At 64.6% G+C, this 11800-nt stretch carries 15 protein-coding genes; all 15 read left to right on the forward strand.

Annotated features, from left to right (window positions below):
* Positions 1-40 precede the first annotated feature (40 nt).
* The 15 genes from ACVOLI_RS14775 (at position 41) to ACVOLI_RS14845 (ending at position 11719) form a co-directional block, all read left to right on the forward strand.
* A complete protein-coding gene (locus tag ACVOLI_RS14775) occupies positions 41-586 on the forward strand; it encodes a KdsC family phosphatase (protein ID WP_481615002.1) in 546 nt (181 codons plus the stop codon).
* Positions 586-1152, forward strand: a complete 567-nt coding sequence (gene lptC / locus ACVOLI_RS14780; protein ID WP_481615003.1) for an LPS export ABC transporter periplasmic protein LptC — start codon at positions 586-588, stop codon at positions 1150-1152. Before ACVOLI_RS14775 ends, lptC begins: the two co-directional genes overlap by 1 nt.
* Positions 1130-1657, forward strand: a complete 528-nt coding sequence (lptA, locus tag ACVOLI_RS14785) for a lipopolysaccharide transport periplasmic protein LptA (protein ID WP_481615004.1) — start codon at positions 1130-1132, stop codon at positions 1655-1657. Before lptC ends, lptA begins: the two co-directional genes overlap by 23 nt.
* On the forward strand, positions 1657-2376 hold the full coding sequence (lptB, locus tag ACVOLI_RS14790) for an LPS export ABC transporter ATP-binding protein (RefSeq protein ID WP_481546251.1): 720 nt from the start codon (positions 1657-1659) through the stop codon (positions 2374-2376). The genes lptA and lptB overlap by 1 nt, the downstream gene beginning before the upstream one ends.
* Before the next feature lie 41 nt (positions 2377-2417).
* Positions 2418-3848 carry an RNA polymerase factor sigma-54 gene (locus tag ACVOLI_RS14795; RefSeq protein ID WP_481615005.1) on the forward strand — a complete coding sequence of 477 codons (1431 nt, stop codon included), beginning with the start codon at positions 2418-2420 and terminating at the stop codon, positions 3846-3848.
* A gap of 58 nt (positions 3849-3906) precedes the next feature.
* Complete coding sequence (gene hpf, locus ACVOLI_RS14800) at positions 3907-4221, forward strand: ribosome hibernation-promoting factor, HPF/YfiA family (RefSeq protein ID WP_282267862.1); 315 nt, start codon at positions 3907-3909, stop codon at positions 4219-4221.
* Positions 4222-4247: 26 nt separating this feature from the next.
* A complete protein-coding gene (locus tag ACVOLI_RS14805) occupies positions 4248-4700 on the forward strand; it encodes a PTS sugar transporter subunit IIA (protein WP_481615006.1) in 453 nt (150 codons plus the stop codon).
* A complete protein-coding gene (hprK, locus tag ACVOLI_RS14810) occupies positions 4697-5647 on the forward strand; it encodes an HPr(Ser) kinase/phosphatase (RefSeq protein WP_282267866.1) in 951 nt (316 codons plus the stop codon). The genes ACVOLI_RS14805 and hprK overlap by 4 nt, the downstream gene beginning before the upstream one ends.
* The gene (gene rapZ, locus ACVOLI_RS14815; RefSeq protein ID WP_481615007.1) at positions 5644-6522 is read left to right on the forward strand and encodes an RNase adapter RapZ; all 879 of its coding nucleotides are present in this window, start codon (positions 5644-5646) and stop codon (positions 6520-6522) included. Before hprK ends, rapZ begins: the two co-directional genes overlap by 4 nt.
* 98 nt (positions 6523-6620) lie before the next feature.
* The gene (locus ACVOLI_RS14820) at positions 6621-7013 is read left to right on the forward strand and encodes a PTS sugar transporter subunit IIA (protein WP_282267870.1); all 393 of its coding nucleotides are present in this window, start codon (positions 6621-6623) and stop codon (positions 7011-7013) included.
* Positions 7006-7275, forward strand: coding sequence for an HPr family phosphocarrier protein (locus tag ACVOLI_RS14825; RefSeq protein ID WP_282267872.1), 270 nt, complete (start codon positions 7006-7008; stop codon positions 7273-7275). The genes ACVOLI_RS14820 and ACVOLI_RS14825 overlap by 8 nt, the downstream gene beginning before the upstream one ends.
* Before the next feature lie 46 nt (positions 7276-7321).
* Complete coding sequence (gene ptsP, locus ACVOLI_RS14830; RefSeq protein ID WP_481615008.1) at positions 7322-9043, forward strand: phosphoenolpyruvate--protein phosphotransferase; 1722 nt, start codon at positions 7322-7324, stop codon at positions 9041-9043.
* Positions 9044-9161: 118 nt separating this feature from the next.
* The gene (gene mgtE / locus ACVOLI_RS14835) at positions 9162-10523 is read left to right on the forward strand and encodes a magnesium transporter (RefSeq protein WP_303749141.1); all 1362 of its coding nucleotides are present in this window, start codon (positions 9162-9164) and stop codon (positions 10521-10523) included.
* Between the two features lie 117 nt (positions 10524-10640).
* Complete coding sequence (locus ACVOLI_RS14840; RefSeq protein WP_481615009.1) at positions 10641-10904, forward strand: hypothetical protein; 264 nt, start codon at positions 10641-10643, stop codon at positions 10902-10904.
* A gap of 77 nt (positions 10905-10981) precedes the next feature.
* Positions 10982-11719: a hypothetical protein gene (locus ACVOLI_RS14845; RefSeq protein WP_481615010.1), complete on the forward strand. Its 738-nt coding sequence runs from the start codon at positions 10982-10984 to the stop codon at positions 11717-11719.
* Positions 11720-11800 lie beyond the last annotated feature (81 nt).

The raw sequence follows: 11800 nt of genomic DNA on the forward strand, positions 1-11800 counted from the left end.
GGACCAACACACGACCTGCCGCAACGGATCCTGCCTGCCAATGCCCTACTCGCCGCTAGCGCTTTTCCCCACCAATCTGCACGCCACCGCCAGCGCCATCCGCCTGGCCTGCTTTGACGTGGACGGCACACTGACCGACGGCCGGCTGTTCTACGACCATGCCGGCAACGAGAGCAAGGCGTATTACGTGCAGGACGGGCTGGGCCTGAAGCTGCTGCAGCAACACGGCATCCACCCGGTGCTGATCACCGCCCGCAACAGCCTGTCGGCGCAGCGCCGCGGCGCCGATCTTGGCATCGACACCCAGATTGCGGTCGGCGACAAGCTGGCCAGCGTACGTGCCTTGTGCGACCAGCACGGCATCGGCCTGGAGCAGGTCGCCTTCATGGGCGACGACCTGCCCGATCTGGCGCCGCTGGGTGCGGTCGGCCTGGCGGTCGCCCCGGCGGATGCGCATCCGTGGATCGCCGAACGCGTGCACTGGCAGACCCGTGCCCAAGGCGGACGCGGCGCAGCGCGCGAGCTGTGTGACGTCCTGCTGGCCGCACAGGGCAAACTGGATGCAGTCCTGGCGAGGTTTTCCTGATGAGTTGGCGTTCAGTTCTTGGCATTGGCCTGCTGTTGGCCGCCCTGATCAGCGGCTGGGCGGCATGGCGCAACCGCGCCAACACCGCGCCAACGGCCATTGAACAAGGCAGTACCGATTTCACCCTGACCGACTTCGAGATCGTCACCCTGGACAAGCAGGGCAAGGAGTCGATGACGCTGCGCGCGCCGTCGATGGCGCGCAGCCGTGCCGACCAGACGTCCAACATCACCAAGCCACTGTTCCTGTTGCCTGACACGGCTGGGCAGCACTGGCGACTGAGCGCCGATACCGGCTGGGTCAGCCCCAAGGGTGAGGAGCTGCGCCTGCGCGGCAATGTCGCCGGCGACAGCCCCACCGATGGCAAGACCCCACCAACCACTTTCCGCACCGACTCGCTGGATGTGTTCGCCGAGCAGGACCTGGCGCGCACCGATGCACAGGTCACGCTGACCCGACCAGGCCTGTCGCAGACTGGCGTCGGCTTCCGCGCCAACCTCAAATCCCAGCAGTACTCACTCCTTTCCCAGGTCAAGACCCGCTATGAACCCAAAGCTGCCCGCTAAGCTCGCGTCGATCACCCTGCTCGCCGTCCTGCTCGCACCTGGCCTGGCGTGGTCCAAGGCATCGGATCGCAACCAGCCGATGACCATCGATTCCAACAACAATGACTGCAATTTCAGCGACAACGGCAAGTGCCAGTTCAGTGGCAACGTGGTCATCACCCAGGGTTCGATGGAGATCCATGCCGATACCGCTGACGTGATCCGCAAGAACGGCGAAACCGAGCGCGTGATCCTCACCGGCAAGCAAGCCACGCTGAAGCAGCAGATGGATGACAACACCTGGATGAATGCCCGTGCCGACAACATGGACTACAACATCAACAGCGAAGTGATCATCCTGACCGGCAACTACAAGGTTGAATCCGAGCGCGGCACCAATGCCGGCCAGCGCATGGTCTACAACACCCGCAGCGGTTCAATGCAGAGCGGCGGCGACGGCACCCGCGTGCGCACCGTGATCCAGCCCAAGAACAAGGCGCCGGCAGCGGCGGGAGAGGCCAAGTAATGCTCGTCGCCCAAGGCCTGCGCAAGCGCTACAAGAACCGTGAAGTCGTCAAGGACTTCGGGCTGACCCTCGATGCCGGCGAAGTGGTCGGCGTGCTCGGCCCGAACGGTGCCGGCAAGACCACCTGTTTCTACATGATCGTCGGCCTGGTCGCTGCAGATGCCGGCAGCATCGTGCTCGACGGCAAGGACATCACCTCCGAGCCGATGTACGAGCGCGCCAAACTGGGCGTGGGTTATCTGCCGCAGGAACCGTCTGTGTTCCGCAAGCTCAGCGTGGCCGACAACATCCGCCTGGTGCTGGAACTGCGCACCGACCTGGACAACGCCGGCCGCGAACGCGAACTGTCCTCCTTGCTCGAAGAACTGCAGATCAGCCACGTCGCCGACCAGACCGGCGCCAGCCTGTCCGGCGGTGAACGTCGTCGCTGCGAGATCGCCCGCGCACTGGCTGCAAAGCCACGCCTGATCCTGCTCGACGAACCGTTTGCCGGCGTCGACCCGATCTCGGTCGGCGAGATCCAGCGCATCGTGACCCACCTCAAGCAACGCGGCATCGGTGTATTGATCACCGACCACAATGTGCGCGAAACCTTGGGAATCTGCGACCGGGCGTATATCCTCGCAGAAGGCAGCGTACTGGCGCAGGGGGCACCGGAAGATCTGCTTGCCAATACCGACGTGCGCCGTGTTTACCTCGGGGACGCTTTCACCCTCTGAGTCGCAGCGCCACGTCGGGCCCCTACCCGAACGGATCAGGCATGAAAGCTCGGCTGCAGACATCGATGGGACAGAATCTGGTCATGACGCCGCAGTTGCGTCAGGCCATCCGTCTTCTGCAGATGTCCAGCACCGAGCTCGAAGTGGAACTGACCGAGGCGGTGGAAACCAACCCACTGCTGGAATGGGCTGAGAACTCCGAAGGCGCCGACGGCGACGAGGCTCCCGCAAGCAGCGCCAATGACGATGCCCCGATTGATCCCGCGCAAGGCGATATCAACGCCGATGGCGAAGATTGGGACGGCGGCGATGAAGACTGGAGCAGTGGCCGCTCCGGCTCCTTCGATGGCGACGAAGACGACGAACGCGAACAGGCCGAAGACGGCGATACCCTCGCCGATCACCTGTTGTGGCAGCTGCACCTGACCCACCTCGGGCCGCGTGACCGCGCCATCGGTGTGGCCTTGATCGACGCATTGGATGAAGACGGTTATCTGCGCGAGCCCTTGTCGGCAATCGCACAGACACTGCTGCCTGAAACCCATGCCGACGAAGATGAGATCCTGGCGGTATTGCGCCAGATCCAGCGCTTTGACCCGGCCGGGGTTGGCGCACGCAGCCTGGGCGAATGCCTGAGCCTGCAGTTGGACGTACTGCCCTGCCAAACCCCTGCTCTTGCCCTGGCCCGACGTATCACCGATGGCCCACTGGAGCGCCTGCCGCGCGCCGGCATCAGCGGCATCGCACAGGAACTGAAACAGTCTGTTGCCGACATCGAAGAAGCCGTGCAGTTGCTGCGCTCACTCGATCCGCGCCCGGGCAAGCAACTGGGGCAGATGACGTCTGACACCTACGTCGTGCCCGATTGCGTGGTCTGGCGCCAGCGTGGCATCTGGCGCTGCGCGTTGGCCGGGCACGCTGGCCCGCGGGTAGTCATCAATCAAAGCTACGAGCAACTGATCCGCCGCTGCGGCGATGCCGACGCCAGCTATCTGCGCGCACAGCTGCAGGAGGCGCGTTGGCTGCTGAAGAGCCTGCAGGCCCGTGGCGAAACCCTGCTGCGGGTGGTCAACAGCCTGCTGCATCACCAGGCTGGCTTCCTGGAATTCGGCGAACAGGCACTGCGTCCGCTAACGCTGCGTGAAATCGCCGGCGAACTGGAGCTGCACGAATCCACCATTTCGCGCGCCATCGCCCGCAAGTACGTACGCACCCCGCGCGGCACCCTGCCGCTGCGCGCCTTCTTTGCCTCCGGCATCGATACCGAAGGCGGCGGGGAGGCCTCCAGCACGGCCATCCAGTCGATGATCCGCAACCTGATCGATGCGGAAAACCCGCGCAAACCACTTTCTGACGCCAAGCTGGCTGAGATGCTCAAAACAAGTGGCATACCGGTAGCGCGCCGCACCGTTGCGAAGTATCGTGAGGCCATGAACATCTGTGCCTCTCACGAACGCGTCCGCATCGCCTGAAGCATTCGTTGAGCAGCGCAGGGTTCATTAGGCAACCCCGAACCACAGGAGGAATCCGATGCGTATCGAGACGTATGGCCAGCAAGTTGAAGTCACGCCTGCCCTGAAGGAGTACGTGGAAACAAAGCTGGAGCGGCTGGGTCGGCACTTCGACCAGCACTGCGAAGTACGAGTCCAGTTGTCCACCCGCAAGCCTGACTACCTCGTCGTCGCCACGGTGAATCTACCCGGGCGCACCCTGCACGCCGATGCTGCCGAACCCACCATGTACGCAGCCATCGACGTCTTGGCCGACAAGCTCGACCGACTGGTCATAAAGCACAAGGAAAAGCATCTTCCCCACGCATCGCATGCTCTGCGCGACAATGGCTGATCTTTACACCCAGCCGTAAGCCCAACATGCCGTTGACCGACCTGATGGCGGCCGTGAGTACCCAGGTACTCGCGGTCGCTGATCGAGACAGCACCCTGATAGCCGCCTCCCGCCTTCTCGCCTGTCGTGAAGCCGGCGCGGACAGCCTGTTTTCAAGCCTGCGCGAACGTGAAAACGTCGGCAGCACCGCCATTGGCCACGGCATCGCCATTCCCCACGGGCGTTCGGAAACCCTGCAGGAACCTCGCGGCGCCCTGCTACGGCTGCAACAACCCGTTGACTTCGGCGGCGACGAACCGGTGGACCTGGTCTTCGCCATGGCCGTACCCGCGCATTACACCCACCAACACCTGATGCTGCTGTCCGAGCTGGCGGAGATCTTCTCCGACGCCGACATCCGCCAGGCACTGCGCGTTGCCCCCGATGCGCAGACCCTCAAAGACATCATCATCAACCCGCAACAGGCGCGTCGCGGATGAATACCAGCATCACCGCCCAGGAACTCTTCGACCAGCAGCGCGAGAAGCTCGACCTGCGCTGGGTCGCCGGCCATGCCGGTGCGCAACGTGAGCTGGAGGCCGGAAACACCGTCTCGCGGCGGCCCTCGCTGGCCGGCTACCTCAACACCATCTACCCGAACAAGGTGCAGATCCTCGGCACCGAGGAACTGACCTGGCTGGATTCGCTGGATGCCCGCCAGCGCTGGGAAGTCATCGAGCGCATCATCCAGGCGCGGCCACTGGCGCTGGTGATCACCAAAAGCCATGGCTGCCCGGAAGACCTGCGCTCGGCCGCCGACGAATCGCAGACGCCGTTGTGGGTGTCGCCACGCCGCGGCCATGAGCTGCTCAACCACATCAGCTACCACCTGGCCCGCACGCTGGCGCCGCGGGTGATCCTGCATGGCGTATTCATGGAGATCTACTCCATCGGCGTGCTGATCACGGGTGAGGCAGGCTCAGGCAAGAGCGAACTGGCACTGGAACTGCTGTCCCGCGGCCACCGCCTGGTCGCCGACGATGCCCCCGAATTCACCCAGATTGCCCCGGACGTGCTCGACGGCACCTGCCCGGAGCTGCTGCAGGACCTGCTGGAGGTGCGTGGGCTGGGCGTGCTGAACGTGCGCCAGATGTTTGGTGACACTTCTGTAAAGAAGAACAAGTATCTTCGCCTCATCGTCCACCTGACCAAGCCGATGACCGAGCCCAGCAGCTATGGCTATGAGCGCCTGACCGGCGATTCGGGCAAGCGCCACGTGCTCGACCTGGACGTGCCGCTGATCACCTTGCCGGTGATGCCCGGACGCAACCTGGCGGTGCTGACCGAGGCCGCCACCCGCCTGCACATCCTGCGCACCAAGGGCATCGACCCGGCGGCGATGTTCATCGCCCGCCATAGCAACCTGCTGGAGCAACGCAGTTCATGAGTGCGCACCCCGCATCGGTATTGATCATCGTCAGCGGCCTGTCCGGGTCGGGCAAATCGGTGGCCTTGAAGACCTTTGAAGACCTGGACTATTACTGCTCGGACAATATCCCGGTAAACCTGCTGCCGGAGTTCGTGCGCGGCGTGCTCGGCGAACGCGGGGAGACCCGGCCGCAACGCCTGGTGGTCGGCATCGATGTGCGTGGTCGCAGCGACCTCAGCCAACTGGCCAGCTGGCGCAAAACCGCCCGCGATCATGGTATTGAAGCGCGCCTGCTGTTCTTCGAGGCTGACGACGACACTCTGTTGGCCCGCTATGCCGATACCCGTCGCCGCCATCCGCTGAGCCACCTGGGCCTTTCGCTGCCGGAAGCCATCAGCCGCGAACGCGAGCTGACCGCCCCACTGCGCCGCGAAGCCGATGCAATCATCGATACCACCCGCCTCAACGTGCACCAGCTGCGGCGCCGGGTGATCACCGAGTTTGCACTCAGCCATGAAAACAAACTCTCGTTGCTGTTCGAGTCCTTCGCCTACAAGCGCGGCGTGCCGGCCGAAGCCGACTTCGTGTTCGACGCACGGGTACTGCCCAATCCGCACTGGGACCCGGAACTGCGCTCGCTGACCGGACGCGACCGCGAAGTCCGCGAGTACCTGGACGCACAGCCAGAGGTGGTGCACTACGTCACCCAGCTGCAGGACCTGCTCGACACCTGGCTGCCGAAGCTGGGCAGCGAAACCCGCAGCTATGTCACCGTGGCCTTTGGCTGCACCGGCGGCAAGCACCGCTCGGTCTACCTGGCCGAACGCCTCGCCCGGCATGCCCGCGAGCAGGGCTGGCAGGACGTGGCCACCTTCCATCGCGAACAGGACTGAGCGGGCGCATGCGCGCCAGACGCGCATGCCCTGAATGGCACACAGAAGACAGTTTTAAGCGCTATCGCGGACTCACCCTGACCTGTTAACGTTCAGGGATGACCTGCGGCATTCTTCTAGTTACTCATACCGGTGTCGGCACTTCCCTGCTGGAAGTGACGACCGCCTTGTTGCGGCAACTGCCGCTGAAAACAGAAGCGTTCGAAGTGCCGTTCGACGCCGACCTGGATGCCCTGCTGCCTGCCGCCTCCGCGGCGATGCGGCGGGTGGAAGGTGAAGGCGGCGTGTTGATACTGACCGATCTGTATGGCGCCAGCCCGAGCAATCTTGCCGGCAAACTGGCGCGCCTGGGCACGCCTACCAAGCGCGTATCGGGATTGAGTCTGGCGATGTTGCTGCGGGTAATGAACTATCCGGAACAGGGATTGGACCAACTGCCCGCCACTGCGGCGGCGGGCGCTCGCAATGGAGTCATCACCGACGATGCTTGAACAAGAACTCATGGTTTCCAACCGGCTGGGGCTGCACGCCCGGGCCACCGCCAAACTGGTGCAGGTGCTGTCCGCCTTCCGCTCCAACGCCACGCTTGTGGCCAAGGGCCGCGAGGTCAACGCCAAGAGCATCATGGGCGTGATGTTGCTGGCCGCCGCCCAAGGCACGCCGGTCACGGTACGCGTGGACGGCGAAGATGAAGCTGCCGCATTGGAGGCAGTTGCTGCGCTGTTCGAGCGTCGTTTCGACGAGGACAGCTGATGCTGCAGGCCGCGCGCGCAGCTGCAGCCAGGGTCGGGAGCGTGCAGTGGTGACCCGTCTAACGGGCTTGCCGGCTTCCCGTGGCTCTGCCCTGGGCCGCGCCCGCGTGCGCCTGCCGCACGTCCAGGACATTGGTGAAAAGCGCGTCGCTGCCGCTGCTGTGGAACACGAGCTCGAACGCCTGCACCGCGCCACAGACGCGGCCCGCCAGGAAATGCGCGAACTGCGCACCCGCCTGCAAGGTGCATTGCCGTCCGAGGTCGGTGAGTTCCTCGAACTGCACGCCATGCTGCTGGACGACCCGGAACTGCTGACCGGGCTAGACGAGCTGGTACGCAGCAAGCGCTACAGCGCCAGCCACGCCCTGCGCGTGCAGCGCGACCGCCTGGCGCAGGTGTTCGAAGGCATGGAAGATGCCTACCTGAAAAGCCGGATGGATGATCTGGACCATGTGATCGGCCGCATCCAGTCCTTCCTGCACAAACGCACCACCACCATGAAGGGGCTGGCCGGCGAGATCCTGGTCTGCGAGAACGTCGCTCCATCGGAACTGGCGCAGCTGCAGGCGCAGGGCGTGGTCGGCATCGTCAGCAGTGCCGGCAGCGTGCTTTCGCACAGCGCCATCCTCGCCCGCAGCCTGCATATGCCGCTGGTGGTGGCCGCCACTGCGGTGCTGCAGAAGGTCAGCGATGGCGACGTACTGATCCTGGACGGCGTCAGCGGCGAGATCGTGGTCGATCCAGCCCCGGACGACCTGCGCCAGTACCGCAGCCGGCAACGCGAGCTGGCCCGCGAGCAACGCGAACTTGGCCGCTTGCGGGCAAAGCCCACCCGCACCCTGGATGGTGCGGAGATCACCCTGCTCGCCAACGCCGAATCGCATGACGACGTCGCCCAGGCGCATGCGCTGGGTGCCCGCGGACTGGGCCTGTACCGCACCGAATTCCTGTTCATGCAGCGCAACCAGCTGCCTGACGAAGAAGAGCAGTTCCGCGTCTACCGCGACACCGTGCTGGGCATGAGCGGGCGTCCGGTTACCATCCGTACCCTGGACCTGGGCGCCGACAAGGCCGACCGCACTGGCTTGGTACTCAGCAGCGAAGAAAACCCTGCACTGGGCCTGCGTGGCGTGCGCCTGTCGCTGGCCCGTCCAAAGGTCTCCGACACCCAGCTGCGGGCAATCCTGCGTGCCTCCGGCTACGGCCCGCTGCGCATCCTGGTGCCGATGCTGACCACCCGCGAGGAAATCATGGCGGTGCGGCGGCGGCTGTCGCGGCTGGCCGCGACACTGCGCAATGACGGCCATGAGGTGGCGGAGAACATTCCGGTCGGGGCGATGATCGAAGTGCCGGCAGCCGCAATCGCACTGGAGACCTTCATTGACCAGGTCGACTTCCTGTCGATCGGCACCAACGATCTGGTCCAATACCTGCTGGCCGCCGACCGCAACAATGATGCCGTGGCCGAGCTGTATTCGCCCCTGCATCCGGCCGTACTGCGGTTGCTGTACCAGGTGATCGAAACCGCGCAGCGGCACGAAACCCCGGTAGCGGTCTGCGGTGAAATGGCAGGTGACGCGCGCATGACAGCCCTGCTGCTGGCCTTGGGACTGACCGAGTTCAGTCTGCATCCGGCGACTTTGCTGGAAGTGCGGCGCGCCATCCGTGAAGTGAACCTGGCCGAGCTGCGCCTGCAGGCCCCGCAATTGCTGGCTGCACGCGACCGCCGCGGCATTGAACGCTGGATCACCGGCAGCGCCGGAAACTGATTCCGTGCGCAACGGTTGTATGCAAGCCCGCGCATCGCACGTGATAATGGCGGGCTAAACACCGCCGTTGGCGCCAAGTCGCCACGGACAGCGGCCATCACCATACCGGGAGCTGCGCATGGCCGAAGCCGTACGCCACGACAAGACCGCACGCCAGCTGCGCCTGCTTTCCGATGCGTTGGACAGTGGTCGCCTGGGACCGGTGCGTCGCTTGGTCAACACCTTGTCGCCGGCCGAGATCGGCAACCTGCTTGAATCGCTGCCGCCCGGCAAGCGCGAAGTGGTGTGGGGCCTGGTCGATGCCGAGGACGACGGCGAGGTGCTGGTGCATGTCGGTGAAGACGTGCGCGAAAGCCTGCTGGCGGACATGGACGCGGACGAAATCATCGCCGCGGTCGAAGACCTGGACATCGACGACCTTGCCGATCTGGTCGAGGACCTGCCCGACACCGTCATCGACGAAGTGCTCAAGTCGATGGACCGCGAAAACCGCGAGCGGCTCGAGCAGGTGCTGTCCTATCCGGAAGACACCGCCGGCCGCTTGATGAACCCGGATGTGGTCACCGTACGCGCCGACGTCAACGTCGACGTGGTACTGCGCTACCTGCGCCTGCGCGGCGAGCTGCCCGACCACACCGATCACCTGTTCGTGGTCAGCCGTCGCCACCAGTATCTGGGCCGGTTGTCGCTGGCCTCGCTGGTCACCCACGAAGACACCACCCCGATCAACCGCCTGATCGACGATGAACAGCCGGCCATCGACGTGGGCGAAAGCGCCGACGAAGTGGCCCGCCAGTTCTCCGATCATGACTGGGTTTCGGCACCGGTGGTGGATGACAACAACATCCTGATCGGCCGCATCACCATCGATGACGTGGTCGACATCATCCGCGGCCAGGCCGATCACCAGGCCCTGGGTGCGGCTGGTCTGGACGAAGACGAAGATCTGTTCAGCCCCGTCTGGCGCGCCATGCGCCGTCGCCTGATGTGGCTGTCGGTCAACCTCTGCACGGCCTTCCTCGCCTCCAGCGTGGTCGGCCATTTCGAGGGCACCATCGACAAGCTGGTGGCCCTGGCGGTGCTGATGCCGATTGTCGCCGGCTTGGGCGGCAATGCTGGCACCCAGGTGCTGGCGCTGATGATCCGCGGTCTGGCACTGGGCCAGGTCGGCGCTTCCAATGCCCGCACGCTGCTGTGGAAAGAACTGCGCGTGGCCCTGCTCAATGGTGTGGTACTGGGCACCGTGCTCGGCCTGATCGTGTTGGCGTGGTTCCACATGCCGGGGCTGTCGCTGGTGATTGCGATCGCGCTGACCTTCAACCTGCTGTTTGCCGCATCCGCCGGTGTACTGGTGCCATTGACGTTGAAGCGGCTGGGATTCGACCCGGCCCTGGCCAGTGGCATCTTCCTTACTGCGGTCACCGACTCGATGGGCTTCTTCACCTTCCTCGGCCTGGCCACGCTGGTGTTGCTGCACTGATTGCGAAACCGTAGCCCGGGTAAGCGCCAGCGCACCCGGGAGCTCTTCGCGGAAAACCCCGGGTGCGCTCACGCTTACCCGGGCTACACTTCACCGCTCTTTTTTCTGGCCTTACCCATGACCATCACCGTCAACGACTACTACCAGACCGGCTGGCGCGAAGAGCTGCACAACTGCCCTGCCTGCGAATGGAAAGGCAGCTCACGGCAGATGGAAATGGAGCTGCACGACGAGCAGACCGAATACGCCTGCCCCGAATGCGAGTACCCGCTGCTGGTAGTGCAACACCCGGACCTGGCCCAGGTGCGGGCCGCTGCCGCAGCTGGCAATGAAGAAGCCCAGCAGCAGTTGGCAATCCTGGCAATGGCGCCGCGCAGCTAGGCGCCTGCAGCGGAGCCCCCTACCGATTCGCCACGGCTCCGGCTACGCTGGCGTCCACATCGCTACGCGGGGGACGTATGCGTTATCTGCTTTGTATTGCCCTGGCTTTGGCGTGTGCCAACGCACTCGCTGACGAACCCGACGATCCGGTCAGGCTCAGCACCACACAGATCTACTCCCGGCCCGGTGAGCCAGCGCTGGGCAAGGAGTTGCGCGCTTCCGTGCAGGAGGCCAGCGCCCTGAACCTGAAAGGCGAGCACGCCCAGGCCAAAGCCCTGCTGCTCGACGTCGCACGCCAATGCGATGCTTACCGTGCAGCGCCGGGACGGCGTTCGCTGAGCTTCCGCACCCAACGCCAGTACGAGCTTTACCTGCGCGAGCATGGCGACGGCGAGCCCATCGACTGGCTGGACAGCGCCTGTGCCAACGTCTACATCCAACTGGGCTACATCGCGGTGGAACTGCGCGATGCGGCACAGGCAACACAGTGGCTGGACAAGGCCCATGCCACCGCGCCTTACGAGCCAGAGGCACTGACAGAACGTGGCGCGGCACTGAACATCAGCAAGGATTGGACCGCTGCGCTGAGCAGCTACCAGCAGGCTTTGGCACTGACCCGCAACCATCCTGAAGCAGCGTACGCCGAGGCGCTGGCACTACGCGGAACCGGTTATGCCCTGATTGAACTGGGCGATCTGGACGCAGCCCAGAAAGCCTACGAAGACTCGTTGGCGCTGGAGCCCGGCAATAAAGTCGCCGAGAACGAAATGACCTACATCCAGCAGCAACGCAAGCGCCAGGCAGGAAAACCGTAACTGCCAGGTAGTGGCGCGCCCATCGCGGGCGCGGGGGTTTGGGGGATTTCCCCCCCCCCCCAGGGGGGGGGGGGGCGGGGG

It is taken from the genome of Stenotrophomonas sp. STEN029 (genome assembly GCF_056760015.1).

Excerpts from the sequence above, each read along its gene's own strand:
- rapZ (WP_481615007.1), top strand. The coding sequence starts at position 5,644 with ATGAGTGCGCACCCCGCATCGGTATTGATCATCGTCAGCGGCCTGTCC.
- mgtE (WP_303749141.1), top strand. The coding sequence starts at position 9,162 with ATGGCCGAAGCCGTACGCCACGACAAGACCGCACGCCAGCTGCGCCTG.
- hpf (WP_282267862.1), top strand. The coding sequence starts at position 3,907 with ATGCGTATCGAGACGTATGGCCAGCAAGTTGAAGTCACGCCTGCCCTG.
- lptB (WP_481546251.1), top strand. The coding sequence starts at position 1,657 with ATGCTCGTCGCCCAAGGCCTGCGCAAGCGCTACAAGAACCGTGAAGTC.
- hprK (WP_282267866.1), top strand. The coding sequence starts at position 4,697 with ATGAATACCAGCATCACCGCCCAGGAACTCTTCGACCAGCAGCGCGAG.
- ACVOLI_RS14820 (WP_282267870.1), top strand. The coding sequence starts at position 6,621 with ATGACCTGCGGCATTCTTCTAGTTACTCATACCGGTGTCGGCACTTCC.
- ACVOLI_RS14825 (WP_282267872.1), top strand. The coding sequence starts at position 7,006 with ATGCTTGAACAAGAACTCATGGTTTCCAACCGGCTGGGGCTGCACGCC.
- ACVOLI_RS14805 (WP_481615006.1), top strand. The coding sequence starts at position 4,248 with ATGCCGTTGACCGACCTGATGGCGGCCGTGAGTACCCAGGTACTCGCG.
- ACVOLI_RS14795 (WP_481615005.1), top strand. The coding sequence starts at position 2,418 with ATGAAAGCTCGGCTGCAGACATCGATGGGACAGAATCTGGTCATGACG.
- lptA (WP_481615004.1), top strand. The coding sequence starts at position 1,130 with ATGAACCCAAAGCTGCCCGCTAAGCTCGCGTCGATCACCCTGCTCGCC.
- lptC (WP_481615003.1), top strand. The coding sequence starts at position 586 with ATGAGTTGGCGTTCAGTTCTTGGCATTGGCCTGCTGTTGGCCGCCCTG.
- ACVOLI_RS14845 (WP_481615010.1), top strand. The coding sequence starts at position 10,982 with ATGCGTTATCTGCTTTGTATTGCCCTGGCTTTGGCGTGTGCCAACGCA.
- ACVOLI_RS14775 (WP_481615002.1), top strand. The coding sequence starts at position 41 with ATGCCCTACTCGCCGCTAGCGCTTTTCCCCACCAATCTGCACGCCACC.
- ACVOLI_RS14840 (WP_481615009.1), top strand. The coding sequence starts at position 10,641 with ATGACCATCACCGTCAACGACTACTACCAGACCGGCTGGCGCGAAGAG.